General features: G+C 36.0%; 31 protein-coding genes. 13 read left to right on the top strand and 18 right to left on the bottom strand.

Going from position 1 to position 26534, the window contains the following annotated elements; genetic code table 11:
• Nucleotides 1-111 precede the first annotated feature (111 nt).
• Nucleotides 112-1026 (top strand): Ppx/GppA phosphatase family protein, encoded by a 915-nt coding sequence (locus EV200_RS18730; RefSeq protein ID WP_132535435.1) that lies wholly within the window; start codon nucleotides 112-114, stop codon nucleotides 1024-1026.
• 3 nt (nucleotides 1027-1029) lie between these two features.
• Here the strand turns inward: EV200_RS18730 and EV200_RS18725 are convergent, their stop codons facing one another.
• Nucleotides 1030-1707, bottom strand: coding sequence for a hypothetical protein (locus EV200_RS18725; RefSeq protein WP_132535433.1), 678 nt, complete (start codon nucleotides 1705-1707; stop codon nucleotides 1030-1032).
• Between the two features lie 123 nt (nucleotides 1708-1830).
• Between EV200_RS18725 and EV200_RS18720 the strand changes: the two genes are divergently transcribed.
• Both EV200_RS18720 and EV200_RS18715 read left to right on the top strand, forming a co-directional pair.
• Complete coding sequence (locus tag EV200_RS18720; RefSeq protein ID WP_132535431.1) at nucleotides 1831-2085, top strand: type II toxin-antitoxin system HicA family toxin; 255 nt, start codon at nucleotides 1831-1833, stop codon at nucleotides 2083-2085.
• A 1-nt stretch (nucleotide 2086) separates the two neighbouring features.
• A complete protein-coding gene (locus EV200_RS18715; protein ID WP_132535429.1) occupies nucleotides 2087-2452 on the top strand; it encodes a type II toxin-antitoxin system HicB family antitoxin in 366 nt (121 codons plus the stop codon).
• A gap of 57 nt (nucleotides 2453-2509) precedes the next feature.
• Here EV200_RS18715 and EV200_RS18710 read toward each other — a convergent pair whose 3' ends face one another.
• The 8 genes from EV200_RS18710 to EV200_RS18675 form a co-directional block, all read right to left on the bottom strand.
• On the bottom strand, nucleotides 2510-3082 hold the full coding sequence (locus tag EV200_RS18710; RefSeq protein ID WP_132535427.1) for a Maf family protein: 573 nt from the start codon (nucleotides 3080-3082) through the stop codon (nucleotides 2510-2512).
• A 69-nt stretch (nucleotides 3083-3151) separates the two neighbouring features.
• A complete protein-coding gene (locus EV200_RS18705) occupies nucleotides 3152-3541 on the bottom strand; it encodes a hypothetical protein (protein ID WP_132535425.1) in 390 nt (129 codons plus the stop codon).
• Nucleotides 3542-3992: 451 nt separating this feature from the next.
• Nucleotides 3993-4520 carry a KdsC family phosphatase gene (locus tag EV200_RS18700; protein ID WP_132535423.1) on the bottom strand — a complete coding sequence of 176 codons (528 nt, stop codon included), beginning with the start codon at nucleotides 4518-4520 and terminating at the stop codon, nucleotides 3993-3995.
• Nucleotides 4521-4589: 69 nt separating this feature from the next.
• Nucleotides 4590-4832, bottom strand: coding sequence for a Fe-S cluster assembly protein IscX (iscX, locus tag EV200_RS18695; RefSeq protein WP_132535421.1), 243 nt, complete (start codon nucleotides 4830-4832; stop codon nucleotides 4590-4592).
• Between the two features lie 58 nt (nucleotides 4833-4890).
• On the bottom strand, nucleotides 4891-5223 hold the full coding sequence (locus tag EV200_RS18690; protein WP_132535419.1) for a 2Fe-2S iron-sulfur cluster-binding protein: 333 nt from the start codon (nucleotides 5221-5223) through the stop codon (nucleotides 4891-4893).
• A 40-nt stretch (nucleotides 5224-5263) separates the two neighbouring features.
• Nucleotides 5264-6028 carry a Rossmann-like and DUF2520 domain-containing protein gene (locus EV200_RS18685; protein WP_132535417.1) on the bottom strand — a complete coding sequence of 255 codons (765 nt, stop codon included), beginning with the start codon at nucleotides 6026-6028 and terminating at the stop codon, nucleotides 5264-5266.
• Nucleotides 6029-6031: 3 nt separating this feature from the next.
• Nucleotides 6032-8500, bottom strand: a complete 2469-nt coding sequence (gene ccsA, locus EV200_RS18680; RefSeq protein WP_132535415.1) for a cytochrome c biogenesis protein CcsA — start codon at nucleotides 8498-8500, stop codon at nucleotides 6032-6034.
• A gap of 5 nt (nucleotides 8501-8505) precedes the next feature.
• The gene (locus EV200_RS18675; protein WP_088300872.1) at nucleotides 8506-8940 is read right to left on the bottom strand and encodes a cytochrome c maturation protein CcmE domain-containing protein; all 435 of its coding nucleotides are present in this window, start codon (nucleotides 8938-8940) and stop codon (nucleotides 8506-8508) included.
• A gap of 295 nt (nucleotides 8941-9235) precedes the next feature.
• On the opposite strand from EV200_RS18675, the gene EV200_RS18670 reads away from it, so the two are divergent.
• The 4 genes from EV200_RS18670 to EV200_RS18655 all read left to right on the top strand — a co-directional run bounded on the left by EV200_RS18670 (nucleotide 9236) and on the right by EV200_RS18655 (nucleotide 15107).
• Nucleotides 9236-9916: a hypothetical protein gene (locus EV200_RS18670; RefSeq protein WP_132535413.1), complete on the top strand. Its 681-nt coding sequence runs from the start codon at nucleotides 9236-9238 to the stop codon at nucleotides 9914-9916.
• A gap of 90 nt (nucleotides 9917-10006) precedes the next feature.
• Complete coding sequence (locus EV200_RS18665) at nucleotides 10007-12022, top strand: hypothetical protein (RefSeq protein WP_132535411.1); 2016 nt, start codon at nucleotides 10007-10009, stop codon at nucleotides 12020-12022.
• Between the two features lie 67 nt (nucleotides 12023-12089).
• On the top strand, nucleotides 12090-13433 hold the full coding sequence (locus EV200_RS18660) for a hypothetical protein (protein ID WP_132535409.1): 1344 nt from the start codon (nucleotides 12090-12092) through the stop codon (nucleotides 13431-13433).
• A 69-nt stretch (nucleotides 13434-13502) separates the two neighbouring features.
• The gene (locus tag EV200_RS18655) at nucleotides 13503-15107 is read left to right on the top strand and encodes a Na+/H+ antiporter (protein WP_132535407.1); all 1605 of its coding nucleotides are present in this window, start codon (nucleotides 13503-13505) and stop codon (nucleotides 15105-15107) included.
• A 240-nt stretch (nucleotides 15108-15347) separates the two neighbouring features.
• Here EV200_RS18655 and EV200_RS18650 read toward each other — a convergent pair whose 3' ends face one another.
• The 4 genes from EV200_RS18650 to EV200_RS18635 form a co-directional block, all read right to left on the bottom strand.
• The gene (locus EV200_RS18650; RefSeq protein WP_132535405.1) at nucleotides 15348-16769 is read right to left on the bottom strand and encodes a Glu/Leu/Phe/Val family dehydrogenase; all 1422 of its coding nucleotides are present in this window, start codon (nucleotides 16767-16769) and stop codon (nucleotides 15348-15350) included.
• 133 nt (nucleotides 16770-16902) lie between these two features.
• Complete coding sequence (locus EV200_RS18645) at nucleotides 16903-17121, bottom strand: CcmD family protein (protein ID WP_165877975.1); 219 nt, start codon at nucleotides 17119-17121, stop codon at nucleotides 16903-16905.
• A gap of 1 nt (nucleotide 17122) precedes the next feature.
• Nucleotides 17123-17785 (bottom strand): cytochrome c biogenesis protein CcsA, encoded by a 663-nt coding sequence (gene ccsA, locus EV200_RS18640; RefSeq protein WP_029288282.1) that lies wholly within the window; start codon nucleotides 17783-17785, stop codon nucleotides 17123-17125.
• A gap of 315 nt (nucleotides 17786-18100) precedes the next feature.
• Entirely contained in the window at nucleotides 18101-18769 is a 669-nt protein-coding gene (locus EV200_RS18635; protein ID WP_132535403.1) for a heme exporter protein CcmB, read from the bottom strand.
• Nucleotides 18770-18888: 119 nt separating this feature from the next.
• Between EV200_RS18635 and EV200_RS18630 the strand changes: the two genes are divergently transcribed.
• Together EV200_RS18630 and EV200_RS18625 are read left to right on the top strand one after the other, a co-directional pair.
• Nucleotides 18889-19374, top strand: coding sequence for a methylated-DNA--[protein]-cysteine S-methyltransferase (locus tag EV200_RS18630; protein ID WP_132535401.1), 486 nt, complete (start codon nucleotides 18889-18891; stop codon nucleotides 19372-19374).
• 15 nt (nucleotides 19375-19389) lie between these two features.
• Nucleotides 19390-19776 carry a cupin domain-containing protein gene (locus EV200_RS18625; protein ID WP_132535399.1) on the top strand — a complete coding sequence of 129 codons (387 nt, stop codon included), beginning with the start codon at nucleotides 19390-19392 and terminating at the stop codon, nucleotides 19774-19776.
• A 125-nt stretch (nucleotides 19777-19901) separates the two neighbouring features.
• Here EV200_RS18625 and EV200_RS18620 read toward each other — a convergent pair whose 3' ends face one another.
• The 4 genes from EV200_RS18620 to EV200_RS18605 form a co-directional block, all read right to left on the bottom strand.
• Nucleotides 19902-20324, bottom strand: a complete 423-nt coding sequence (locus EV200_RS18620; protein WP_132535397.1) for a hypothetical protein — start codon at nucleotides 20322-20324, stop codon at nucleotides 19902-19904.
• A gap of 128 nt (nucleotides 20325-20452) precedes the next feature.
• Complete coding sequence (gene gldC / locus EV200_RS18615) at nucleotides 20453-20788, bottom strand: gliding motility protein GldC (protein WP_029288764.1); 336 nt, start codon at nucleotides 20786-20788, stop codon at nucleotides 20453-20455.
• Between the two features lie 115 nt (nucleotides 20789-20903).
• Nucleotides 20904-21176, bottom strand: a complete 273-nt coding sequence (locus EV200_RS18610) for a hypothetical protein (RefSeq protein WP_132535395.1) — start codon at nucleotides 21174-21176, stop codon at nucleotides 20904-20906.
• Nucleotides 21177-21181: 5 nt separating this feature from the next.
• On the bottom strand, nucleotides 21182-22528 hold the full coding sequence (locus EV200_RS18605; protein WP_132535393.1) for a DEAD/DEAH box helicase: 1347 nt from the start codon (nucleotides 22526-22528) through the stop codon (nucleotides 21182-21184).
• 318 nt (nucleotides 22529-22846) lie between these two features.
• On the opposite strand from EV200_RS18605, the gene EV200_RS18600 reads away from it, so the two are divergent.
• The 4 genes from EV200_RS18600 (at nucleotide 22847) to EV200_RS18585 (ending at nucleotide 25756) form a co-directional block, all read left to right on the top strand.
• Nucleotides 22847-24181, top strand: coding sequence for a dihydroorotase (locus tag EV200_RS18600; RefSeq protein WP_132535391.1), 1335 nt, complete (start codon nucleotides 22847-22849; stop codon nucleotides 24179-24181).
• A gap of 33 nt (nucleotides 24182-24214) precedes the next feature.
• Nucleotides 24215-24412, top strand: a complete 198-nt coding sequence (locus EV200_RS18595; protein ID WP_132535389.1) for a DUF2683 family protein — start codon at nucleotides 24215-24217, stop codon at nucleotides 24410-24412.
• Between the two features lie 109 nt (nucleotides 24413-24521).
• Entirely contained in the window at nucleotides 24522-24608 is an 87-nt protein-coding gene (locus EV200_RS22250) for a type II toxin-antitoxin system YoeB family toxin (RefSeq protein ID WP_373287859.1), read from the top strand.
• 68 nt (nucleotides 24609-24676) lie between these two features.
• Nucleotides 24677-25756: a DUF3810 domain-containing protein gene (locus EV200_RS18585; protein ID WP_132535387.1), complete on the top strand. Its 1080-nt coding sequence runs from the start codon at nucleotides 24677-24679 to the stop codon at nucleotides 25754-25756.
• Nucleotides 25757-25860: 104 nt separating this feature from the next.
• Here the strand turns inward: EV200_RS18585 and miaE are convergent, their stop codons facing one another.
• The gene (gene miaE, locus EV200_RS18580) at nucleotides 25861-26442 is read right to left on the bottom strand and encodes a tRNA-(ms[2]io[6]A)-hydroxylase (RefSeq protein ID WP_132535385.1); all 582 of its coding nucleotides are present in this window, start codon (nucleotides 26440-26442) and stop codon (nucleotides 25861-25863) included.
• Between the last annotated feature and the right edge of the window lie 92 nt (nucleotides 26443-26534).

Raw genomic sequence — 26534 nt, 5'->3', positions numbered from 1 at the left:
AGAATTTTCTAACTTGGGCCAACTTTGACAACTTACCTTTAAAATTTAGTGTTAAAACCATCCAAATGACATCAGTGATTTAACATTCATACAAATTCAAATATTTAAAATATGCGCATAGCGATTATTGATATGGGCACCAATACCTTTCACCTGCTGATTGCAGAGATCAATGGTGATAGTTTCGAAGTGCTTTATAAAACCAATGTCCCTGTTAAACTAGGCGAAGGGCGTATCAATGATAACATCATCATTCCTGAAGCATTTGAAAGGGGAATTGAATGCCTTAAAAATTTTAGTAAAACCATATTAAATTACCAGGCAGAAAAGATAAAAGCCACAGCGACATCAGCGGTTCGCAGCGCAGCCAATGGTAAGGATTTTGTTCATTCCGTAAAAGAACAGACTGAAATAGAGATAGACATTTTATCCGGAGATGAAGAAGCCTCATTAATTTATAAAGGCGTTAAGTTGAGTGGTGCGATAGAAGATTTATCCTTGATTATGGATATTGGTGGTGGTAGTGTGGAATTTATTCTCTGTGATACGGAAAATTTAATCTGGAAGAAGAGCTACAATATCGGTGCAGCCCGCTTGATGCAGAAGTTTTTTAAATCAGATCCTATTTCTGATGAGGATAAAAATAACATCCTCAACTACATTCAACATGAATTGACTGATCTGTTCGAAATCTGCAAGCAGCACCAACCTAAAACGCTAATCGGATCAGCTGGTGCTTTTGAAACCTTTGCCGAATTGGTAAGCAGCTCTAAAAAATCAGTTATTGATTTAGATACCCTCCAATCCTACCGCTTTGATTTTGATGAATACATTACCCTTTCCATCAAGTTGATCAACTCAACACATCAACAGCGATCAAAAATGCCGGGTATCATCCCGTTGCGGGTCGATTTAATTGTAATCGCCACCCTAATCACCAATTATGTTTTGGGCAGGCTTAAAATTAATCAGCTTAAACTATCCACCTACGATTTGAAAATGGGGATTTTAGCAACTGAATTATAATTGTTATTTACCCTTTTTAGGCGTGTAAATCATTTCACCCATAATCATTGGCTGAAGTTTCAATATCAAATCCTTTTGCTTTACCTTGGTATAATCGATTTTCATAACAGCTGAATAGTTTACACTTTCAATGGATAATGAATTATTTTTAGTATCTAAACCACTTTTGAATAAAATTTCATACTCACCACGATCATTGGTTAAAGCATGATATTTGGTATTTAAAATTACCAAACGAATTCCTGCTAATGGCTTTTTATCCACGCCTAAGATTTTCCCCGTAACCTTATTTACTACCGCTGGCTTTTTATCGTCTTTTTTATTATTATTGACTTTTTTTGAGATTTCTTTTGCCACTGGTGGAATTGCCGCATTAGCTTCTTGTGCGAAGATACTGACACCAATAGCCAGAACCCCTAAATATTTCATCCAGTTTCTATTTGCCGGCTTAACCAGAAGATAATGATTGAGTTGGTTTAATTGTGTTTCACTTAAACGGCCACAAACTGATGATGTTGAAGCTGCCAGTATAGAAATTATTTCGGCATTGGTATGCCCACTGAAATCAATTACATTTTTACTGCAGGCTTTGCAGAAATTAAATCCTGATCCTTTTTCCATCTCCTCCCAATTCTGAGTACAGGGTTTGTCAATGGTAACTTGTGCTGTTGAGTTTTTCATCTTGATTGATTTGTAAACATGATGAAAAAGAAATCAGGATTCCATAAGTTATTTGAAATGATTTAATCATTTTGTAATTAAAAAAATAAAGCACATATTTGTAACTATAATTTAGTTACAATATTGAGCAAAATAGAAAAGCTGATTGCCAGATTCTTATCGAAACCTAAAGATTTAACTTGGGAAGAATTAATTATAGTACTTAGATTTTATGGTTTCGAAGAATTACCAACAGGAAAAACAGGTGGCTCCAGAAGAAAATTTACTGATAAAAATAAAGATATTATAAGTTTACATAAGCCTCATCCAAAGCCTATTGTAAAATATTATATAATTGAACAAGTATTAGAATATTTAAGAGAAAAAGGGAAACTTTAAAATGATCGATAATTTAAAATATAAAGATTACACTGCTACCGTTCATTATAGTGCTGACGACGAAGTATTTTTCGGCAAAGTTGTGGCCATAAATGATCTTATTACTTTTGAAGGTTCATCGGTAAGTGAGCTCAAAGCTAGCTTTGCAGAAGCTATTGAAGATTATTTGGAAACCTGCCAAGCATCAGACAAATCGCCAGACAAAACTTATAAAGGCGTGTTTAATGTTAGGGTACCTTCAAGTCTGCATAAACAAATTGCTCTTTCTGCATCGCAATACAAAATGACCTTAAATGATTTTGTTAAAACAGCCCTATCTTATGCTGTTAATCATAAAAGCGATGTAGTGGCTGAGTTAACAAAATAAAAAACTGGATGGGTTTAATTTGATGATTTAATTTTTATTCAAATTAAGGATTAGCATTTATAAACCTAAGAAATTTTTAAGCTCATGATATAGTTTTTCAGTGGGCAAACCCATCACATTGGTGTAAGAACCTTCTATTCGCTGTACCACAACCAATCCCCACCAATCTTGTACACCATAACTTCCAGCTTTATCATAAGGCTGATAGTGATCAATATAGAAATCAATTTCTTCACTGGTGACTGGTTTACAATAAACTTCGGTCCGGTCATAAAAAGAATGTATTTTATCGCCTTTAACTAAAGTCACACCTGTATAAACTTCATGTTTGCGTCCAGATAATTTTGCCAGCATTTCCTGAGCATGTGCACGATCTGTTGGTTTGCCCAAAATTTCGCCATTTAAGGCAACAATGGTATCAGCAGTAATGACAATTTCTTCAGCAGCATCAAAGGCTTTTGCTTTCTGCTCTGCAATATACACCGCAATTTCGGCTGGTTCTAAGCCTGCAGGATAACTTTCATCTACATCTTTAAGTAAGACTTTAAAATTTAGACCCATTAGGGTTAGAAGCTCTTGGCGACGTGGAGATTTTGATGCCAGTATAATGGGCGGGAAGGTAATTGCCATAAAATATTTTTTTCGCTAAAATAATAAAAGCGACCAAAAGCCGCTTTTATTATTGAATGTTTTAACAGATTAATTACTTCCACCCTGCATACGCTTTTGCATTTCTGCACGCTGCTCTTTCTGCCAAGCCTCATAAGTTTTTTTCTGATCATCAGTGAGTACCGCTGAAACTTTGGTATCGTTATCAGCACGGAATTTCTGCATCTTCTCTCTCATCGCATCACGATCAGCCCCTTGCATATCTTCACGCATTTTCTTCATGGCTTCAGCTTGTTCTGTAAAAACAGTGGTTAGCTTTGTTTTCTGGTCATCACTAAGCTTTAATTTTTCGTCTAATTGTTTTACCCGTTCTTCAGGTTTCATCATCATCCCCCCTCTTCCCTGGCCACCACCTTGTTGTGCCTGAGTAAAACCAGCTATACCAAGCATTAATCCGCAGATCATCAATAATTTTTTCATCTCGTTGTTTTTGAAGTTTAGACTCATTGGAGTATTGGCAGAGAACAAAGTTTAATGACATACTGTAACTTCACTGTTGCAGATCATTGCAGATATCTACTCTTAAGTGGAATTCTGTCAAAGAAAATAGATAGAATTAAAATTTTCGTCATTGCAAGGGAGCACAACGAAACATCTGTTTAGAAAGATTGCTTCACGCCATTGCTAAGCCTTGCCCTTCAGTTCGCAATGACAAGTTTCCTATCGTCATTGCAAGGAAGCAACGAAACATTTGTTTTAGAAAGATTGCTTCACAACATTGCTAAGCCTTACCCTTCAGTTCGCAATGACGAGTTTCCCTATCGTCATTGCCAGGAGATACAACGAATTATCTATTTTAGAAAGATTGCTTAACGCCATTGCTGAACCTTGCCCTTCAGTTCGCAATGACGAGTTTCCCTAATGATTCAACTTACTTACCTGAATCAACGGCATTTGGATTTTCATCAAACCATTTACCTTGTACTTTCATTACTTTTTCAATAATATCACGTGCAGCAGTTTTACCGCCTTTATAAGGTGAGATGAATGTTGAAATGGCTTTAATTTCCTCTACTGCATCAGCAGGGCAAGTTGGAAGTCCAACCAGCCGCATCACTTTTAAATCGGGTATATCATCTCCCATATAAAGCACTTCCCCGGCGGTTATATTTTTATCTTTCAGGTATTGATTAAATATGGTAACCTTATCGCCAGTACCCAAAAAGATATCGGTAATGCCCAGGTTTGTAAGACGTTTTCTCATGGCAATGCCATCGCCACCTGATATGATACAAAAATTGTAACCCCGCTTTACGGCTAGTTGCATGGCATAGCCATCCTTAATGTTAAAAGTACGTAGGGATTCACCGCTATCTGTTACCTGAACAGATCCATCGGTTAATACGCCATCAACATCAAAAATGAAGGTGGTGATATTTTTTAGCTTTTGAAGAAACATTTTAGCTTGGAGTTTGGAGCTTGGAGTTAAATTTACTCATGACTAAGGACTCCGAACTCATGACTTACTTTACTGATTATCTCTCCATTCGTAAACCCAGGCAGATTGAATTTGCTCTAAATGCCCTTCACTGCTTTCTTCACGGGTTCCTTTAAAGTTTGGCAATTCTAAAACCCATTCTAAAAGCTCGGTAAAACGAACGCGATAAATTTTAGCTTCAGAAAAATCGTCGCCAAATTTTTCATATAAAGACATGGCAATATCTTCGTAATCATTCCAGTAAAAAGGTAAGGCGAATTTATCGTTATTCATATTGTTGGTTGTAAGGTTAAATGTTGTAAAGTTTCGGACTCGGGACTCAAGGACTAATCTAATGTCCCATGAAGCCAGATTGATCCGGAATGGTTACTTCAATATCTCCATTGATGACCACACACTGGCAACCCAAACGAGAAGTAATTTTTGGACGAACGGCTCTATCGATGAAATCTTCTTCTTTATCAGAAATTTCCTCAATATTATCCATACCCTTTGTTACATAGACATGGCATGTACTGCATCCGCAAACGCCTCCGCAATTGTGCTGAAGGTCAATTCCATTATCCAGACAAACATCTAAAACCGATTCTCCGGCAGCTATAGGCAATTCTATAGATTCGTGATCAGCTTCTTCAAAATTTATTTTTAGTTTAAAAATGCTCATAATTATGTTGCAAAAATAGTAAGCTAAAGCGGTAAATATGCTATTTGGGCATAAATTTTATGCTATCGCTTAAAGTTTGATAAATGTGCTGCAATTCTGGCATATTGTTTAACATGCTAAAATGCTTATTTAATGTGGTTTCATCTCCTCTCGCTGCCGGACCAGTTTGCACTTTTTCAGGCAAACTAACCATGACTTTATCAGCAGTTTCTTTAATCAATGGTCTGATGATTTCGAAATCCAAATCGTTTTGCTGAAGCAACTGATGGGCTAATGTATACAGGTGATTGGTAAAGTTACAGGCAAAAACGGCTGCAAGATGTAATACTTTTCTTTGATCTCCACCCAGATGATATACCTGTTGACTTAATTTCGAAGCCAGGTTTTGTAAAATGCTTAAATGAGATTCATCTGTAGCTTCAATACATAAGGGAATCTCTTCAAAAGAAACCTCTTTCGTTTTAGAAAAAGTTTGCAGGGGATATAAAACTCCTGCGTGTTTAACTTTCGAAGATAAAACCTGAATATCTGTTGTGCCTGAGGTATGAACGACCAGGCCACTCACAGCCTTCAAATGATCAGCAATGCTTTCAATGGCATCATCTTTTACTGCTATAATGTATAAATCAGCATCCGTTTTAATCGCTTTCAAATTATCAATTGATTCACATGGAATGCGATCGGCCAATAATTGAGCGTGATTCAGGTTCTGGCTATAAATCTGAACAATCTCTTCACCTTTGCTTTTTAAAGCCTGAGCAAGATGAGTCGCTACATTTCCAGAACCTAATAAAACGATCTTCATGATTTATGCGATTTTCGCTTCTTTTCTTCTTCTGAAAATGGATAGCAAGAAACCAATTACCATTACGATGGTACCCGCCCAGTATAAATTAATAAAAGGAAATTCTATGGCTTTAAAAACAACCCAATCTTTTGCCTGCTGAGGTTTTTCAAAAATCTGTAATTCTACCTTTTTCTCGTCAGGTAAAACTTTAGAGAAGCGGAATTTAAGATCTAAACCCTCTACTTTACGTGCAAAATCGAAAGTATTGTTCCCTTTGATTAAGAACATTGGCTCGGCTGTGTAAATTTTTCCGGCAGAATTAATTTCTAAAGGTAAACCTACTGCATAATCTCCCTGAGCCAATACCAGATCTTTAGCCACTGGTTTGTTATTTAATGCCTTTACAGTAACCACACCGCTTGAAGTGTGAATGGTATCGCCAACGGAAACCTTTACAATTCTTGGTTCTTTATAATTTTCATCGTCAGAATGACCTTCATGATCGGCATGATTAGACTGCTTGATTGCCGCACTGGTAATGTGCGTGTACACATCATAAGTTAAATAATGCTTGGTATCAGGTGAAGCAATCAATCCCATTTTTTCATTATCCTGAACATGCGGATGCAAGTTGAAATCTTCTTTAACTTTTCCGGTTTCTTTATCTAAAACTTTAAAATTAAGTGTATAGATCGTATTTGGTGCCTGGGTAGTATCACTCACATAAGTTACCGTATACTTACCCATTTCTTTAGGCTCGTTTTTGTATAACATGATGTTTTCACCTGGCTTCTCTGTTTTTTCAAAGTCTTTTACCGGAATAAAATTATTGGCATTAATAGATAATGGCTTATTGGTTGCTGCAGAAATTAATGCCCCTAAAATTAAAAAGGCAAAACCGATGTGCGCCACAGCTGAACCAGCAAGTTTAGCTTTACCACCAAATGCCTGATACAAAATTGCCGAATTAGACAACACTGCAAATAAACAGCTAAAGGTGATCAGAATATACATGGTGTTGGTGTAGATGTCTGCTACCCAAACCAAACCCGCAGTTAACACCAATGAAAATAAAATAGCCGAAACGAGGCTGCTGTAGAACTTACGTGGATCAGTCCGTTTATATTTTAAATATTGAGAAAAGCCGGAGATTAACGTAATCAGTACGGCAAATGGTGCCTGCCATTGATTATAGTATTTCACTGCATCAATTGGCGGAGAAAAATTTGTTCCGAAAGCTTTATTGAATACCGGAACTGAAGTAGAGAAAATAATCTGAATACAGGCCACAGTAACCACTAAGGCTCCTATAAACATCCAGAATTCTCTAGAATAGGTCTCTTCATCTTTAGTAGTGATGGGTAATTCTTTCCACCTCGCTATAATAAGTGCTATCGCAATTACTGCAAATACCACATTATAAAGAATCAGGTGACCAAACATGCCCATGTCGGTAAATGAATGGACAGATGTATCGCCTAAAATCCCACTTCTAGTTAAGAACGATGCATAAAGCACCAACAAGAAACTTAAGAATACTAATGCAATAGCAGTGAAATAAGCATGACCAGTGTTCTTATACGCGATCATTACGTGTACTGCACCTATTAGCGTTAGCCAAGGAATTATAGAGGCATTTTCTACCGGATCCCAAGCCCAGAAACCACCAAAGTTTAAAGCTTCATAAGCCCAGAACGAACCCATGATGATACCCGTTCCTAAAATCATGACAGCAAAAAGCGTCCATGGTAGAGCAGGTTTAATCCATTCTTTATATCTTTTTTGCCAAAGAGCAGCAATACCATAAGCAAAAGGAACCACCATACTCGCAAAACCTAAAAACAGAGTTGGTGGGTGAATCACCATCCAATAGTTTTGAAGCAATGGATTTAATCCTCTTCCATCGGTAATAAATTTTAAGTAGTTGGCAAAATTCTCCGGATTGGCAAAAACCACAGGGGCCATCGCTTTCAAATCAAGGGAATCTCTTAAAAGGATAAATGGCGAACTTCCAACCCGCTCGCCTAAAATTTCGACACCCAACAGCATTGAGGTTAAAAACACTTGTGAAAATGCCACAACAGTCATTACCGGACGCTCCCAAGATTTTGCTTTCCAAATAAGCAATGCACCTAAAAAAGATTGCCAAAAGGCCCAAAGCCAAAAACTTCCTTCCTGACCTTCCCAAAAAGCGGACACAATATAATAAATGGGTAATTCTTTAGATGAATGCCAATAAACATAGCTATATTCATTGTAGTGACCTAAAATCAGGTAGAACAGCGTAGCTCCAATACCAATGATACTGGCCCAGTTAATTAAGAATCCAATTCTTCCTAAATTGCGCCAGGAATGATCTGCTAAATCTTTAGAGCGGGTAGCGAGGAAATATGATATGGTTGAAAGTAATGATGCACTAAATGCCAGCACAATAAAAAACTGTCCGATTTTACCCGGCAGCAGGTTCTCACCTACAAATTGAATATCCATTAAAATTAATTATATTTTTTCTCGCCGTACTTACCCACTTCTTTAACCTTACCATCTTGATTTATTTCGACCAGGTTATCATTATACTTTGATGGACACTTCATTAGAATTTTTGAAGCGTAAAATTTATCGCCATCCATTTTACCAATTAACACCAACTTTTCTGATTTTTCGAAATCCTGTGGCTTGGTGCCATTGTAAACAACTTCTCTGATTTCGCCTTTTTCATCTTTCATGTGAAAAGCAAAATGATTGGCATCTTTAACAGCATCATAATACATCCCTTTAGATTTTTCCCAATAGCCCATTACGTGTTCTTCTTTTTGAGAAGTAGCGGCCTCTTTAAAATTTGAGTAAGTATCTGTATTGGCATTTAAGCTAAAAAGAATCCCTACGGAAATTGCAATAGTAATTAATCCAATGATTGCACTTTTTTTCATGTTGTGTTATTGTAGTAAAAGCTGGCAACAAAGATAGAAAAATAGCCATAGCGAACATTCTTTTACCGTTTTCGTGTCGTTATATTGACAATTAACTGATGATATTATAAGATCACTCAAAATTATAGAAATTATCAGGCGATCATGATTTTGGTATGATATTAATTACAATATGTGGAGTTGAAATTATCTTTAACCTTCGAATAACTGCTCATAAAATTCAGTTAAATGATTATGTTTGGCGATCAGATAATTGTTATTTTTAAATTTTCGGCAACTCTTAATCATTACTTCTATGAATCTCAAGCAGTTCTATAAACTTTTATTATTTATTGTATTGATTCCTGCATTAAGTTCATGCTTCGAAATTGTAGAAGAAATAAACATGCGTAACAATGGAACCGGAGATGTAATATTGACCATTAACCTTAGCCAGAGTAAAACTAAAGTGGCTTCTGTGATGCTCTTGGATAGCGTTCAAGGATATAAGGTTCCCAGCAAGCAAAAGATTCAATCAGAACTGGCAGAAGCCGTTGCTTATCTAAAGAAAAGTGAAGGAATTTCGAATGTAAAGAGCAGCAGTGATTTCACTAATTACATTGCCACCATCAGCTTTACCTTTAAAGATGTATCTAACATCAATAACATTACTAAAAACATCCTGGCCAAGCAAAAAATAAAAGCCACCAATACATCCTCCTATAGTTTTAATAAAGCCACCAAAATATTTTCAAGGAAGTACCAACCTATAGCTAATGCAAAGTCTGAATTTAATAAACTTAAAAATCAGGATAAAGCAGTTTTCAATGGTGCCATGTACACCAGTATCTATCGATTTGAGACTCCTGTAACAAATGTGTCCAATCCGGCATCAAACGTGTCAAAATCAAAAAAGGCGGTGATGCTAAAGAGCAATATTATGAATTTAATCAACGGAAAAGTTAACGTTTCCAATCAAATACAACTTCTAAAATAATCTAAAAACCTACATGATTTCGAAATCTTAACATAAAGAAAGTATATCATCATGACAGGTTGCTCACCTTTGAAAAACAAACTTATACAAATGAAAAAACTTCTCGTTGCACTCTCGTTCCTATTCCTTACCAGTCTGACCTATGCGCAGGATTTGGTTAAGAAAATTCCTGCAAATGCCTTTACTGTGGCTACCATAAAAGGTGATAATGTATTTAAATTGATGTTTGTGAAAGATTTTAATGAATCTTTTGTGGGCAAAAAAATATTAACAGAGACCTCAAAATCGCTTGATAAAAACTTCACCAGTGTAGAAGACTTTGGAATTAACCTGGAGAAAAACATGTATTATTTTAATCAGCTGAGTGATAGCATTACTTATAATTGCTTCCTGATTCCGCTTAAAGATGCATCACGGTTTGAAAACTTGATTACAGATAAAGAGAAAAAGATTAAGATTGATGGCGAGATCAGAACCATGATTTTACCTGATAGCATGAGTATTATCAAATGGAACAACAACATGATGTACTTCGTAACAGGAAGCATCAATAGCTCTTTTTTTGCTGATTCACTAAAATCTGCACGCTATGGCATTAAGGATGTTCGCTATCAAACTGAAATTTCGCTGGCTGATAGCACCATGACGGCAACAGACTCAACCTATGTAACCACAGATGAGCCGATGGTAGAAGAAGTGATTGCACCGCCAGTTGTAAAAGCAAAAGTGCAGAAAAAAACAGGAAAGAAAAGTACTGTTAAAAATAAATCGGGAAAGAGAAAAAAGGGCGTTAAATCTAAAAAAATACCAAAAAAGGTTAAACATAATGAATATGATTCAGCTGAATATACAGTAACCGATTCAGTTGGAATGGCTTCGCTTCCATCTACAGCTGGAGATGACCAATACGATCAATATCAACAAGAGCAGACAGAACAGGAGGCAAAGAAAAAACAATTGGCACTTGAATGGATTACTGTTCAGGCTAATCAAATTTTCAATAGCAATTACGAATCTATTGAAAGTAATAAATCATATGCCGCAAGTCTGGATAAAAATGCCATTGCAGAAGTTTGGGTTTCAAGCTTGCAGGATGTTTATAATTCCCTCTCCCCAGCATTTCGCTCCTATGGCAGAGCTGGAGTAATGAAGGGTTACGGAAGTTTAACCGCTAAATTATTTATGGATAATAAGAGCTTCCGCATTTCTACAGGTCTTGAACTGGCAAAAGAGCAGGCTGATTCGTATAAAAAAATCATGAACAGGAAATTGAATAAAAAATTCCTGAAATATGTAGACAGTGAAAAGGCAATTGGCTTTATGGGATATGCCATTGATACGAAAGCTTACTTAGAGGAATTACCGAAATTGATGCAACAAACCTATGGCTCATTTTTAGGCATCAATAAAATGGACGAAGAAATTGCACTGGGTTCAGAATTATTTTCACTCCTGCTGGATGAAGAAGCTGTAAGCAAAGTAGTAAAAGGCGATGCTCTATTTATCATCAATGGCCTAAACAGTCGTGATGTGAGTTACACCACATATGATTATGATGAAGATTATAATCAAACAGAGGTAACCAAAACTAAAAAAGAAACCCTTCCTGACTTTCTTTTTATGTTCTCATCAGAAGACCAGCGTTTAATGAATAAACTGATTAAATACGGAATAAATAAAAACAAGGTTAGTGTTAGTAATAACATTTATAAAATTGAAGAAAAGAAAAGTCCTATAGATATCTACTTCATGATTAAGGATGGCATTGTATTTTTTGGAAATTCATTAACCGAAATGCAAAGCATTAGCGACAACAGTTTCCATACAAGCATTAGCAAAATGCATAAAACTTTATTAAGCAAGAATAATTTCAGTTTCTTATTCAATGCAAAGAACCTGGTTGGAAAGGTTCCTGATCAAGAGTTTGGCGGTGAAGAAACAGCGAAGAAATTTAATGAAACGTTGGGCAAAATGGGTAACGTTTATATGAAGTCGAATCCAATTAAAGGAAACTTGGTTTCTGCAGATATCAGCGCAGAAATTCCTAACGGGCATGAAAATGCCTTAAAATATTTGTTTACTTTAATTGAAAATGCGGCAAAATAGACCATTGGAATTTTTAATTGGCAAAGACCAATAAACGAATGACTGATGAACGAATGAACCATTCTCTATGAAGAAATTTCTAAAAATAACAGCAGCAATATTTCTATTGCTGCTTATTTTTTTTGTTGGCTTGTTTAAATACAGGCAATATAATGCCAATCAGATTTCTGTTCCGAAAGAAGCTACTGCTATCATTAAAATCAGTATGGATGAGATCTATAAAAGTCTCGCCATGAATATGCTTTTGAATGCGGAATATTATTTAAAATCAGATACCAATAAAAAAATAGATATAAGTACACGCAACTTTAAACATGGATTAAAAATACCTGCAAGTGTCTATTTTTACACCATTAAAGACCAGCCAGAAACGGCTCTATTTTCCCGTTTTGAAATTAATCAATTCAACGATTTTGAAACATTTATTAAAAACAAGCTAGGGTTTAAAATCCTGAAGAAACAGAATGGAATTACCTTCGCTGGATCAGAATTAGGGAACGTAATTGTTTGTTATGATTTGAGCAATGTTGCTGTAGTTGTTTCTGGTGATGCCCGGAATTTTGATTCGGCACTTATGAATGTTTTGAAGGAAAATAACTTTCAAAAAATTGGTAGTAAATTTAAATCCCTTAAAGAATCAACCCATCACATTGCCTATTTCGACGCTGAAAATAGTGTTACAACAGATTTCAATAATGGAGAAATAAATATTAATGCTGATTTTGCTAATCATTTCCTTATTCCGGCAGCCAAACCTAATCATCGAAAATTCAGTAAGGAAAGTACGGCGATTGCCTGGCTAAATGCTGATTTCGTTAAATCTCCGAATAAAAAAATTCGGTTAAAAAACAGCATTTTAGAACGAGATAGCTTACTGAAATATTACAAAGGTTATCTTGATTTTGAATGGACAAATACCACAACACAAACTGATTCTATTATTACCTATGAATACAATGATGATTTTGAAAAAACCGAAAAAGTAGCATTACAGAAACGTAGCGTACCGAATCTTATGCTCAATATCAAAGCAGAGAAAAATCTTTTAATCAAATATCTTAATGAAAAACAGGTGGTAAACCTGGATAGCGGAACGATGAGTAAGACCGTTTTCCCACTTTATAAAGTTTTTGTAGGTGGAAATCAAAATCAGCTTCAACTGACAACCAACAAAAATAATAAAATCGATACGACTCAAATCCCTGCAAATGAATTCTTTTCATTAAATGTTGATTTTGTAAAATTAAATTCATCAATGAATATTCCAGGTTTAACACAACGCCTAAAGCTTTTTAAACATTTGGAGGTAAAAGGAACATCAATGACTACCGAACAAATACAATTGCGTGGAAAAGTCACACTAAATAATGTGCAGGTAAATGCTTTATATCAGATCTTAAAAGATTTCTAAATATGCTATTGCTTTTTACTTTTCAACTTCTTTTATATTTAATTATATTTAGATTAATATCTCTTTTACATGCTGCACGATAATTTAATTCTCATTCTGGTTCTATTGCTTGGAGTAACCCTTTTGGTTATGCTCGGTCAGAAAATTAAGATTTCTTATCCCATATTTTTAGTTCTTGCGGGTTTATTTATTGGCTTTATTCCAGGAATACCACATATCAAAATAGATCCAGACCTTGTTTTCCTACTTTTTCTTCCACCACTACTTTACGAAGCGGCATGGTTTACTTCATGGAAAGCATTCTGGGAATATAAAGGGGCTATTTTCCTAATGGCGGTTGGTTTGGTGTTTATCACGTCAGTAGCGGTAGCTTATGCATCCGTTGCCTTTATTCCTGGATTTACCTTGGCATTAGGCTTTTTACTGGGTGGAATTATTTCTCCACCTGATGCTGTCGCCGCCGCTGCCGTACTCAAAGGAATGAAACTTCCTAAAACTGTTACCGCACTTTTGGAAGGGGAAAGCTTAGTGAACGATGCATCCAGTTTAATCGTGTTTAAATTTGCGCTGGCTACTGTAACCACCGGAACTTTTATTTTACAGGATGCAGCAGTTAACTTTGTTTCTGTTGCAGGATTGGGTATCGTAATCGGGATAGCCATAGGTGGGATATTCTATGCCATTCACCGTTGGTTGCCAACCACCGAAAACATTGATACCGTACTTACCTTGCTCACCCCCTATTTTATGTACATCGTTGCTGAGCATTTTGAAGCTTCAGGCGTTATGGCAGTTGTTTCGGGTGGGCTATTGCTTTCCAGCCAGTCGCATGTGATTCTCACTTCTAACTCCAGAATTAAAACGGTTTCAGTTTGGTCTGCACTTATTTTTTTACTTAACGGTGTGGTGTTTATTCTGATTGGTTTAGCATTACCAGACATTGTTGGTGGTTTAGGTCCGGATTACCCCATTACAAAAGCAATAGGTTATGGAGTCGGCATCAGCTTTTTAGCACTTGTAGTTCGTTTCATCTGGCTTTTTTCAACAGCAAGAATTACCAGTTTTTTTAATAAAAGAACCAGGGTACGTTATCAGGATTTGACCTGGCATTCATCATTGGTAATTGTTTATGCAGGCATGAGGGGTGTAGTATCATTAGCGGTGGCACTTTCAATTCCCGTCATGATTTCAGACGTGACAGCTTTTCCATTAAGGAATCTGATCTTATTCATCACTTTTGTGGTCATCTTTGTTACTTTAGTGGTACAAGGATTAACACTTCCCTTTTTTATTAAGTTATTGAAAATACCAGAGCCTAAACATAAACTTTCTGAACAGGAACAAACCAACCAAATCAAGCTAAAGTTAATTGATCTTTCTATGGAAAAATTAGTGGCTGATTATCAATACCAGTGTACGCACAATGAATTAATGGTTAACTTAAAGGCAGAATTGCAACATTCGTTAAATGAAAAGAAAGATACACTTCAGGCATATAGAAAAGGTGAAATAAATAAGATTGATTTAAAAGCCTATAATGAAATTTTACTTGCTTTGATTCAGGTTCAGCGGGATGAACTGCATCAATTGAAACGCAATAAAAACTATGATGACGATATTATAAGGAAGGAAGAATGGAGACTTGATCTCGAGGAATTGAGTATTACTTCGTAAGTATAGTATTTCTTTTTATTATTGCGGGAATATACTCTGATCCTTCACAAGTAATATTCGGGCAATCTCATGTGGGTCTTTATTTGCAATGAGATTGCTTCGTGCCTCGCAAAGACGATCTCTCATAAGTCTCTGCTACAAAAAACAGAACTATACATTTCCAAAATAAAAAATCCTTGCAAATGATACATCTGCAAGGATTTTCAGCTTTTAGCTTTAGACTTTTAGCTTTAAACCTTATTAAGGCCAAACGCCTAAGTTCATGTATGAAACAGCAATTTTATCAATTGAATTAACAAAGGCAGCTGTTCTCAACGTTTCGGTACCAGGTTTTACTTTTAAGGTTTCACGAATTTCATGATAAGAATGAATCATGGTATCTTCTAAACCAGAGTTTACCAATTCCATTTCAGAAGCACCTTTAACAATCATTAAACGGTGTTCAGGAAGGATGGTTTTTCCTGTTAAGTTTTCTAAAGTTGCAATCAGGTTAGCGTTAGAATTAGCCGCATAACGGTTTTCCATACGTCCGAAGGCTACGTGAGAAAGGTTTTTTAACCACTCAAAGTAAGAAACCGTAACACCACCTGCATTACAATACATATCCGGGATAATGATTCCTCCCATTTCGGTGAAAATTACTTCAGCTTCTGGTGTAGTTGGGCCATTTGCACCTTCAGCAATAATTTTTGCTTTGATGTTACGGATGTTCAATTCAGTGAACTGATTTTCTAAAGCAGCAGGTACAATGATATCACATTCCTGCTCCAAACCTTCCATAGAATTTCTAAAATCTGTAGCACCTGGAAAGCCTAAAATGGAACCTGTGTTTTTACGGTGTGCAAAAACCTCATCCACATTTAAACCATTTGGATTGTAAATAGCACCTTCGTACTCACACAAACCAACAATGGTCGCACCAAACTCAGCAAGGAATTTAGCAGAATGATAACCTACGTTACCCAACCCTTGTACAATTACTCTTTTATCACCTAAACCAGCTTTTAAACCAATTTTAGCCATATCTTCCGCAACATCTACACATTCGCGAACCGCATAAGCAACCCCACGTCCAGTAGCCTCTTTACGGCCACGGATACCATGTAACGCAATTGGTTTACCTGTTACACAACCTAAGGCATCCAGCTGACCTGGATTCATTGTCATGTATGTATCTGCAATCCAGCTCATTTCGCGTTCACCAGATCCATAATCAGGAGCAGGAACATCAATACCAGGACCAATAAAATTCTTTTTAATTAATTCGGTTGTGTAACGACGGGTGATGGTTTCTAACTCAGCAACACTATATTGTTTGGTGTTGATTTTAATACCACCTTTTGCGCCACCGAATGGCACATTTACAATGGCACATTTGTATGTCATTAAGGCTGCAAGCGCCATCACTTCATCTTCATTAACCATTTCGCTATAACGAATACCACCTTTGGTTGGACTCATATGGTGCGAATGCTCTACACGCCAGGCATCAATTACTTCAAAACCGTTTCCTCTGCGAATAGGAAATTGGAAACGATACACACTATTACATGCTTTAATCTGGTTCAATAAACCTTCAGGGTGATTGGTGAATTGAGCCGCACTGTCAAAGTTCTTACAAACATCTGCAAAGAACTTGTTCTCGTCTGCTAGATTAGCCATTATTTATCTTTTATGAATTAAGTATGCCGCAAAATTGCCTAAAAAAACAGCATATATCCAAATGAAAAAACACTTAGTGTATAGCAAACACCAATTGCAAATGGCTAAAAAAACAGCTTTAAACTGTTTAAACTTAGTTTTTACCCGTATTTTCTTTTTCTATTTTTTTTAATCTTTTATCAATGGAAAAAAGATAAGCCAATAAACCGACTAAAATGATCACAATACAGGTAACAACTACGTAGATTTTACCGTCACTGCGCAGGCGATCTGCCATTTCCACGCCATTATCCTGAGCAAATAATTGCACTGTAGCCAGCATCAATATCAGGGATAAAAATATCTTCTTCATGTTAATTGTGTTGTTGTTTAGTTTCTATGGAACGTATTCTAAAACGGATAGTGTATATCCAGTAACCAATCAAAATCCAGCCTAAACATGCAGGATAAAATACCATACGCATGCGGCTATCTAGATCATAGCTATTGAAACCTGGATTCCCACCGTTACCCGGGTGTAATGAATCTTTTAAACGTGGTAGCACGAAAAGTAAAACCACCATCATAGGGAAGGCAAAGATGTTGTAAATGGCCGAAATTTTAGCCCGCTTTTGTTCTTCATCTATAGCATTACGAAGAATGAGATAAGCGAAATAAAGCAATACAGAAATGGCTGCAAAATTTTGTTTTGGATCAAAACTCCAGAATTGCCCCCAGGTATATTTCGCCCAAATGGCACCTGTAACCAAGCCTAAAAGCCCAAAGATAATACCAGCATTAACACTTTCTACTGCTTTTATATCATCGATTTCGCTTTTCGAACTTAAAGATTTTATGCTGTAAAAAACTGAAATTGAAAACAAAACGATCATAGCAAACCACATGGGTACATGGAAATACAAATTTCTAATCGATTCATTTATAATAGGCAAACGCGGTACGCCCATCAATATACCTGCAATTGCAGTATATATGACGAGCACCGAACCTAATATTTTCCACCAAGTTTTATACATATCTTTTTATAATTTTTAATGAGTGAGTTTTGAATGAGTGAATGTTAGCCAAGTGGCAATTAAATCATTCTATAATTCAATCATTCTCTCATTGTTTAATTTAATTTTGAATAAGTAAATGTTAGTCAAGTGGCAATTAAATCATTCTATAATTCATTCATTCTCTCATTTTTTAATTTAATTTTGAATGAGTGAGTTTTGAATGAGTGAATGTTAGTCAAGTGGCAATTAAATCATTCTATAATTCAATCATTCTCTCATTTTTTAATTTATGAAAATTCATATTATCTCAATCATTCATTATAGCATTCCATTTTAATCCCGCCAAAGGTAAGGAAATAACAATAAAGAGGTGGCAACGGTCAGTACATTTACCAACAATAACATGCCTATTTCGTCGTAACTATTTTCCCATGGCAAGCCGTCTACCGCATTTTTAGCCAGTTTGATTAAAAGAATCAATACCGGAATGATAATCGGGAAACTGAGAATTGCCATGAGCATTCCGCCATTCCCAGCTTTACTTGCTATTGCTGAAACCATGGTAAAAACAGTTGAAAAACTGATACTTCCCATAATTACAGCCACATAATAAAGTAATAAATCAGGTGGTGTAAATGTATCAAAAACCAGAATGTAAAATCCCAATGCAATGGTGGTTAAAACCAACATCAATATTGTATTATATACGGTTTTAGAAATTAATATTGCCGCCGGACTTGCCAAAATATAATTATACAACTGCTGCCCTTTAGTTTCCTGCAGAAAGCTTTTGGAAACCCCGTTAATAGAAGCAAAGAGTATTATGATCCAAAACAATGCATTCCAAGCAAGCTTATTATCGCCGAGGCTTACAAAAGATAAGTAACAGGTAAAAATAGTGGAAACTACATACAACAATATGCCATTGATGGTATATTTGGATCGCCACTCTAACAGTACCTCCTTTTGTATCAAATATTTAACCTCTTTGGCCAGTTGCATAATCGCAAAGATACTTTTATTGATAAATATTGAATGTTTAAATTGTTGGATTGTTGTAATTTTGTCTAAATTTTTTAGCTATAGATTCTTAAATAATCTGCGAATCAGCGGCCTACATCATGGAAAATCACTACGCATCAGTTATAGAATCGCCAATAGGCAAATTAACCATCTTCGCCGATGACGAATTTGTACATGCGGTTACCTTCGCTGATGCAGATGTTAGAGACTTAACTCAAAATGCGTTGACATTAAAAGTTGCTTTACAGTTTGAAGATTATTTCAAAGGTAAATTAAAGGATTTCGATTTCCCTATTAAACAAAAAGGTACAGATTTTCAACAACAGGTTTGGCAAAACTTAATTGCAATCCCTTATGGAGAAACCACATCATACGCTAAATTTTCTGAACATCATCCGCTGGCCATCCGAGCCATTGCAGCAGCTAACGGAAAAAATAATATAGCCATCGCTGTTCCTTGTCACAGGGTTATCGGAAGCAATGGAAAACTGGTTGGTTATGCAGGTGGTTTATGGAGAAAGCAGTGGCTCTTGCAGCATGAACGAGAAATAGCACAAAAAGGACAGACTGAAATTAAATTTTAACAAGATAATTTGAAGATGACATTACAAAAAGCCGAAACTGGTAATTATTTAAAAGCGATTAGATTGATTAACCTGGATAACGATGACTGCACCTTTGAAAGAGGAAAAATTCCTGTACAACAACACATCAATGCCAGTCATTTTTTCGCCAAAACAGATGTTTCAACATTGGAAGGCATTCCGCATCCGGCGCCTCGCCGACAATACGTAATTACGCTAAAAGGAAAATTAAAATTTGGAGTGACCAATGGAGAATCTTTTATCATTGAGCCCGGAATTATTTTAATTGCGAATGACACTAAAGGAATCGGACATACCTGGGAAATTATTGAAGGTGAGGAATGGGAAAGAATTTACATTCCATTGGAAGATGACACTGATGATTTATTTATCACCGACTAATCTTCAGAAATCTTTTTAGAATAGTAAACTAAATCCTGAATAAATTCATCATGAATTGAATAATTCCAGATTATGATTCATGATGAAATGTTATCAAATGATAACAGCATAGTTAATAAATCAGCTTATTTTAATAAGTCAGGATTGGTTGTAGCAATAATCTTGTCACCACGTTTGGTGCTAAAAAGCATAAATAAAACACCAACCAAAAGAACAATCCATCCCCATTGAAAATGAACCACCTTACCAATTAGTTTATTAGCGAAGCCATATTTTGTATAATTATTAGCTGTAAAATAAACTGCTACCACGGCCAATACATACCAGATAGCCATTACAAAACTCATAAATCTAAATGCTCCGGCCTTTCTGATAAAAAGGAAAAGTACTGAAATAATAAGGATAGCATAAGTGATCATAAATAAACGGGCATCAGATTGATACAGATTCCAGTTTCCTTTAATGGGCACTTTCAGCATCGGACAAAACCCTGCAATAAGACAAAGTAAAACACCTACAAAGGCTCTGAATTTATTTAATATTAACATTTTGATTTAAGATATTCCCTGCGGTTTGATTACACAGGTATAAAGATTACACTAATATTGATAAATTGTTTGAATGATTTTTTTCTTGTTAAATTGTCTGGCATTTTCTTAACTAACCAACTAACCAACTACTGTCCTTCCACAATCCCCATCTTCTCCGCAAAGTGCGCACAGTAATCACGTAAATCTTCTACAATTAGTGTTTCATTAGTCGCCTTCAAAAAGCTATCACCCATGGTTTGCAAGGTTTCATAGAAGAAACGTTTCATTTCATCAACAGGCATATCCTTGGTCCAAAGGTCAATTTTTAAAGTGTTTTTATAGTTATGATCCCAAACGGATAAGAACATTGCTTTTGCTGGTACTTTATCAGCATTTCCAGAATCCGTACTTTCCCAAAGGATGTTATCAGGATTATTGGCTTCGTCTAATTCAACTGTTAATTTAATTTCTGCTGTCTTCATACAATGATTTCACTGATTGTGGAGATTCCACGGTTTTAATTTATGGCGCAAAGATGCTGAATTTTTAACTTGATTATACTGTTGAAAAGCCTGCAAAAATATTTTTACGGTTTAATTACGCGATCCTTTGGATGATCAGCATCAACACTGCGGTAATGACAATAAAAATTGATTCCACCATCCAGATTTTTTTTAAATCTTTAAGTGTAAAACGGAAGATCAAATCGGTAATGAAAGTTACCAGAATTAAACATCCTAGTATTAACAGATAAAAACCACTAAAATCAACATGCCTTGGCGCATGATCCTTCGGACTTAAAATAGTAAAGGCCGCCAACCCTAATCCAATAGCGCCAATAATATTTAGGGGCGTAATCCTCAATTTCATAACCCTTACTTTTTCTTATCGAAACGTTTACCCTTTTTAAATGATTTCACTTCTTTCCCCGCTTTTTCCTTCGCCTTTTCGCGAACCTTTTTCTCTATTGCAGCAGCATGTTTTTTCTCATGAAAAGCTCCCTTAAAATCAGGATCTTCCTTGCGCTTCTGCATATCAATTTCCTTGGCAATTTGCTGACGTTCTTCATAAGGTGTTTCATCGATGTAAACCCCTTCAGGAATTTCAGCAACAGGAATATACTGGCGGATTAATTTTTCAATTTTACGGATATAATATTTTTCTGCATCAGTAGCAAAGGTAATGGCATCGCCTTTTGCAAAAGCCCTACCTGTCCGCCCGATTCTATGCACGTAATCTTCAATAATAATCGGAACATCGAAGTTAATTACATGGCTTACGTCGCTCACATCAATTCCCCTACTGGCTACATCTGTCGCCACCAACACACGAACATTTCCATCTTTAAAGCTATTTATCGAGTTAATTCTGGTATTCTGCCCCTTATTGGCATGAATCACACGAACATTTTGAGCGCCATATCTACGTTCAATAAAACTGAAAATATTATCAGCAACCGTTTTTGTTTTGCAGAAAATAATCAGGCGTGAAAAAGCCTCATCATTTTTCAATAAATGCTGCAACAAATTTATTTTCGTTTTAAAATTCGGAACATAATATAATGCCTGAGTGACATTAGCCGCTGGTGTAGCCTGTGCTGAAGCTTCAATAACAAGCGGATTATTTAAAAAATCACCTGCAATTTTTTGCACCAACTCGCTCATCGTTGCGGAGAAAAGTAAGTTCTGGCGTTTACGCGGCACAATTTCCAATATCCTGTGGATAGACCCGATAAAACCCATATCCATCATTTTATCCGCTTCATCCAGTACCAGAAATTTCAGACTTTGTGTATTGATGTCTCCTGCAAGATATAGATCTAAAAATCTTCCAGGTGTAGCAATCAAGATATCAACTCCCTTTGCAATCTCTTCTTTCTGCGTTTTCGGACCAATTCCACCGAAAATCACCAATGAACGCAAGTCCGTATAAGTAGAAAATAATTTTACCTGCTCTGCAATTTGCATGGCCAGCTCCCGAGTAGGTGATAAGATTAAAGCCCGTGGATTATCGCCCTGAGCATACTTCAACTGCATTAGAATAGGCAAAACAAAGGCTGCCGTTTTACCGGTACCAGTTTCTGCAATCCCAAAAATATCCTGACCTGATAAAACAGGGGCAATTGCTTTTTCTTGTATCGGCGTGGCAACAGTATAACCTGCATCGGCTACTGCGTTTAATATTTGCCTGTTTAACTTAAATTCTTCAAAGGATTTTGCCATAGCGAACAAAGATAGGTTTTTTAAGCCGAAAGGCTTAAACTAGTCAGAAGTTCGGAGTCTTAAGTCGTGAGTCTTAGACTCAAACATAAAGTCAAAGCTCACTTAAAGAGATTAGGAGTAAAGCAATTCAGTAATTCTTCGGCTATGGTAGTCCTGCCATTCGCTTTACTTCGTTACACTAGTACTCACTGCTGTCAGGTTTATTTAATTTAAAACAGCAACCCTAAACTCAGTTTCTTCCTTTCATCCGTCCAAATCTTATCCCCTATTTCTCAAATGTCGTATCTAACTTCTCAAATCTATTTTTACCTTTGAAACATGAATTCTTATCTGATCAAAGCGGCTACAATCGTAAACGAAGGACAAAAAATTGTTGCTGATGTATTAATTAAAGATGGACTTATTGCGAAGATTGGCCGGAATTTAAGTGCACCAAACGCTACAGAAATCAATGCTGAAGGACAATTTCTTCTACCAGGAATGATTGATGATCAGGTTCATTTCCGTGAGCCAGGTTTAACACATAAAGCCGATATATTTACGGAAAGTATGGCCGCCGTTGCGGGAGGCATTACTTCTTTTATGGAGATGCCAAACACTGTTCCAAATACTTTGACACAAGAATTACTGGCTGATAAATACAAAATAGCTGCAGAAACTTCTCTAGCCAATTATTCCTTTTATATGGGTGCCAGCAATGACAATATTGATGAAGTTTTAAAAACCGATCCTAAAAATGTATGCGGCATTAAAGTTTTCATGGGTTCATCAACAGGAAATATGTTGGTTGACAATGAAAAGACCTTAGAAAATATTTTTAGCAAAGCACCAATTTTGGTGGCCACACATTGCGAAGATGAAGCAACCATCCGCCAAAATTTAGCAGAATTTAAAGTAAAATACGGTGATGATTTAACCATAGATATGCACCCACTTATTCGCAGTGCAGAGGCGTGTTATAAATCTTCATCATTAGCAGTGGAATTAGCAAAACGCTACCAAACGCGTTTGCATATTCTTCACATTTCAACAGCTAAGGAAATAGCCTTATTTGACAATTCCATTCCATTAAAGGATAAAAAAATAACAGCAGAAGCCTGCGTTCATCACCTTTGGTTTAACGATCAAGATTATGCAACAAAAGGCAATTTTATTAAATGGAATCCTGCTGTAAAAACGAAGGATGACCAAAAAGGAGTGCTTCAGGGTGTATTAGATGATAATATCGATGTAATTGCTACCGACCATGCACCTCATACTTTAGAGGAAAAGCAGCAACCTTATGCTTCAGCACCATCTGGCGGACCATTGGTTCAGCATGCATTGCCCGCTTTATTGGAAATGCACTTGCAGGGCAAAATTTCTTTGGAAAAAATCGTGGAGAAGACTGCCCATAACCTAGCCATCTGTTTTGATATTGAAAAGCGAGGGTTCATCCGCGAAGGTTACTGGGCCGATTTGGTTTTGGTAGATTTAAAAGATTCATGGAAAGTTACTACGCTTAATAATTTTTATAAATGTGGCTGGAGTCCGTTTGATGGCGATACTTTTCAAGCCAGCATCACACACACTTTTGTATCAGGTAATCTGGCATATCAGAAAGGTAAATTCACAACAGACCAGATTGGCAAGCGATTGACTTTTGAGAGATAGATTTGTTATATTTGTTTATTAAGCAATATCAAAATGGAAACTTTAACATTACATCCTAAAAACAAGGAACAACTCAATGCGTTGAAAGCATTTGCTAAAGCTTTGAAGATTGATTTTGAAACAGAAGAAAGTCCGTATAATCCTGAGTTCGTAAAAAATATTTTGCAAGCTCGAGAAGACATCAAAAATGGTAAGGGAGTAAAAATTGCGGTTGAAGATTTGTGGAAATAGAAGATGGAAATTCAATATGTTGATGACTCTTTATTAGATATCAAATTTTGGAAGAAATCTGATAATAAAGTCATACAAAAGAAAATTGAACAATTAATACTAGCAATTCTTGAAGACCCATTTAGATGGAATAGGAAAACCAGAAGCGCTAAAATATGAATTTTCTGAAAAATGGTCGAGAAGGATTAACGAATAACATAGGATTATATATGAGGTTACAGAAGATGTTATTTATATATATTCTTTAAAAGGCCATTACAAATAATGACCTCAATAAAAAAAACAGCTTTTAAAGCTATCGCTATATTCAGCATAGCGCTGCTAATTTTCCTCTTTGGTTTATTCCCTGCCCTAGTTAATAAATATTATTCAATAGGCATCTATCCCTATATTTCTTCTTCATTAAGATTTATCTCCTCAATTTTTCCTTTTGCTATTGGCGATATTGTTTATGCCTTAATAATTGGTTTTATCCTTTATAAAATCATCATATTTTTCAAAAAAAGGAAAGCTTTAAAAAGAGCACACAGAATTATCGTTCCGTTGCAAGTTTTAAACTTCTTCTTAATTCTCTACATCATCTTCAAAATTGTTTGGGGCTTAAATTATAGCAGGCCAAGTGTGAGTGAAGCATTAGGCATTGGAAATGAAAAATATAGTGTAAAAGAATTGGTTTTATTGGGTGATTACTTTATGAAAAAGACCAATGATTTAAAACTGAAACAAACCAAAATTCCAGCTTATTCCATCGATACCCTAGAAATCAATTCGGCAAAAGCTTATGATTTAATGAAGAGAAAAAATTCTTTATTTCGTTACTCAAACCCTTGTTTAAAAGCAGTTTTAAATCCATGGATTGTTAGCAAAGCTGGCATTGAAGGCTATTATGCGCCGCTTTCAGGTGAGGCCAACATGAATATGAATCTCCCTGATTTTGTGAAGCCCTATGTTTCCTGTCATGAAATTGCGCATCAATTGGGTATTGCTTACGAAGACGAAGCGAATCTTTTAGGTTATTTAACGGCTAGTAATATTCCAGATGTGAATTATCAATATTCGGCAAATTATGAAATGTTAAGGTATATTTTGTTCGAAATCAGAATGAAATCACCTGATGATTATCTGCAACTTCATGATCAGTTATCTCCTGCAGTTCTGGCCGACTTTAAAATCGAAAAAGAATTTTGGCGTAAGTATAACGGACAAATGTTCGGCTACATGGATGCCACTTTCGATCGCTTTTTAAAACTTAATAATCAGAAAAAGGGAATCGACAGCTATCAGGATATTGTGATTTGGCTGTGGAATATACATAAAAGAGAAGTTAACCCCCTAGCCCCCTAAAAGGAGAACTACAGGTGATATGGAAAGCCAAGCTTTTTAATCTGACACTTTAAAAACTTAAAATGAACGGTAGAAAGTTAAAGCCCCCTTTAGAGGTTGGGGAGCTACCCATGTATTGCTTCTTTCTTCCCGAAACTCTGAATCAATTCACCTTCAAAATCCAACCATTCTTTCCACCGTTTATCTACATCAACATCGGTACTGTACTTACGGGCGAAGTTTAAAAATGTGGTATAATGACCCGCCTCAGAAACCATCAATTCATGGTAAAACTTAGCCAATTCTTCATCTTTTATATTTTGAGAAAGTACCCGAAAACGTTCGCAACTTCGGGCTTCTATCATTGCAGCAAATAAAAGCCGATCAATAAAAGCCTGGTTGCGGCTTCCATCTTTTTTACTAAACTTCACCAAACGGCCCACATAATCATCTTTTCTTTCGCGGCTTAAAGTATAGCCTCTTTGCTTAATGATTTCGATAACCATTTGAAAATGCTGCATTTCTTCTATTGCAATAGCCGTTAATTCGTCAACCAGGTCCTGGTGTTCTGAATTTTGAGTAATTAGCGTAATGGCATTTGATGCTGCTTTTTGTTCGCACCAGGCATGATCAGATAAAATCTCTTCTAAGTTTGATTCCGCAATATTTGCCCAACGTGGGTCAGTCAATAATTTTAATCCTAGCATGTGGTGATGTAATTGAGTTGCAAAATTAAGAATATTTAACATACGTTTAATATCTCCCGCAGATTTAGAGGATAAACGCAGATTTATATTTT

It is taken from the genome of Pedobacter psychrotolerans (genome assembly GCF_004340665.1).
GTDB lineage: Bacteria > Bacteroidota > Bacteroidia > Sphingobacteriales > Sphingobacteriaceae > Pedobacter > Pedobacter psychrotolerans.
Note: the sequence above shows the minus strand (reverse complement) of the source record. Positions and strands in the feature narration are given on the sequence as shown.

Bases quoted from the DNA above. Each gene is read 5' to 3' on its own strand.
- EV200_RS18730 (WP_132535435.1), top strand. From the start codon at position 112: ATGCGCATAGCGATTATTGATATGGGCACCAATACCTTTCACCTGCTG.
- EV200_RS18725 (WP_132535433.1), bottom strand. From the start codon at position 1,707: ATGAAAAACTCAACAGCACAAGTTACCATTGACAAACCCTGTACTCAG.
- EV200_RS18715 (WP_132535429.1), top strand. From the start codon at position 2,087: ATGATCGATAATTTAAAATATAAAGATTACACTGCTACCGTTCATTAT.
- EV200_RS18710 (WP_132535427.1), bottom strand. From the start codon at position 3,082: ATGGCAATTACCTTCCCGCCCATTATACTGGCATCAAAATCTCCACGT.
- EV200_RS18705 (WP_132535425.1), bottom strand. From the start codon at position 3,541: ATGAAAAAATTATTGATGATCTGCGGATTAATGCTTGGTATAGCTGGT.
- EV200_RS18700 (WP_132535423.1), bottom strand. From the start codon at position 4,520: ATGTTTCTTCAAAAGCTAAAAAATATCACCACCTTCATTTTTGATGTT.
- iscX (WP_132535421.1), bottom strand. From the start codon at position 4,832: ATGAATAACGATAAATTCGCCTTACCTTTTTACTGGAATGATTACGAA.
- EV200_RS18690 (WP_132535419.1), bottom strand. From the start codon at position 5,223: ATGAGCATTTTTAAACTAAAAATAAATTTTGAAGAAGCTGATCACGAA.
- EV200_RS18685 (WP_132535417.1), bottom strand. From the start codon at position 6,028: ATGAAGATCGTTTTATTAGGTTCTGGAAATGTAGCGACTCATCTTGCT.
- ccsA (WP_132535415.1), bottom strand. From the start codon at position 8,500: ATGGATATTCAATTTGTAGGTGAGAACCTGCTGCCGGGTAAAATCGGA.
- EV200_RS18675 (WP_088300872.1), bottom strand. From the start codon at position 8,940: ATGAAAAAAAGTGCAATCATTGGATTAATTACTATTGCAATTTCCGTA.
- EV200_RS18670 (WP_132535413.1), top strand. From the start codon at position 9,236: ATGAATCTCAAGCAGTTCTATAAACTTTTATTATTTATTGTATTGATT.
- EV200_RS18665 (WP_132535411.1), top strand. From the start codon at position 10,007: ATGAAAAAACTTCTCGTTGCACTCTCGTTCCTATTCCTTACCAGTCTG.
- EV200_RS18660 (WP_132535409.1), top strand. From the start codon at position 12,090: ATGAAGAAATTTCTAAAAATAACAGCAGCAATATTTCTATTGCTGCTT.
- EV200_RS18655 (WP_132535407.1), top strand. From the start codon at position 13,503: ATGCTGCACGATAATTTAATTCTCATTCTGGTTCTATTGCTTGGAGTA.
- EV200_RS18650 (WP_132535405.1), bottom strand. From the start codon at position 16,769: ATGGCTAATCTAGCAGACGAGAACAAGTTCTTTGCAGATGTTTGTAAG.
- EV200_RS18645 (WP_165877975.1), bottom strand. From the start codon at position 17,121: ATGAAGAAGATATTTTTATCCCTGATATTGATGCTGGCTACAGTGCAA.
- ccsA (WP_029288282.1), bottom strand. From the start codon at position 17,785: ATGTATAAAACTTGGTGGAAAATATTAGGTTCGGTGCTCGTCATATAT.
- EV200_RS18635 (WP_132535403.1), bottom strand. From the start codon at position 18,769: ATGCAACTGGCCAAAGAGGTTAAATATTTGATACAAAAGGAGGTACTG.
- EV200_RS18630 (WP_132535401.1), top strand. From the start codon at position 18,889: ATGGAAAATCACTACGCATCAGTTATAGAATCGCCAATAGGCAAATTA.
- EV200_RS18625 (WP_132535399.1), top strand. From the start codon at position 19,390: ATGACATTACAAAAAGCCGAAACTGGTAATTATTTAAAAGCGATTAGA.
- EV200_RS18620 (WP_132535397.1), bottom strand. From the start codon at position 20,324: ATGTTAATATTAAATAAATTCAGAGCCTTTGTAGGTGTTTTACTTTGT.
- gldC (WP_029288764.1), bottom strand. From the start codon at position 20,788: ATGAAGACAGCAGAAATTAAATTAACAGTTGAATTAGACGAAGCCAAT.
- EV200_RS18610 (WP_132535395.1), bottom strand. From the start codon at position 21,176: ATGAAATTGAGGATTACGCCCCTAAATATTATTGGCGCTATTGGATTA.
- EV200_RS18605 (WP_132535393.1), bottom strand. From the start codon at position 22,528: ATGGCAAAATCCTTTGAAGAATTTAAGTTAAACAGGCAAATATTAAAC.
- EV200_RS18600 (WP_132535391.1), top strand. From the start codon at position 22,847: ATGAATTCTTATCTGATCAAAGCGGCTACAATCGTAAACGAAGGACAA.
- EV200_RS18595 (WP_132535389.1), top strand. From the start codon at position 24,215: ATGGAAACTTTAACATTACATCCTAAAAACAAGGAACAACTCAATGCG.
- EV200_RS18585 (WP_132535387.1), top strand. From the start codon at position 24,677: ATGACCTCAATAAAAAAAACAGCTTTTAAAGCTATCGCTATATTCAGC.
- miaE (WP_132535385.1), bottom strand. From the start codon at position 26,442: ATGCTAGGATTAAAATTATTGACTGACCCACGTTGGGCAAATATTGCG.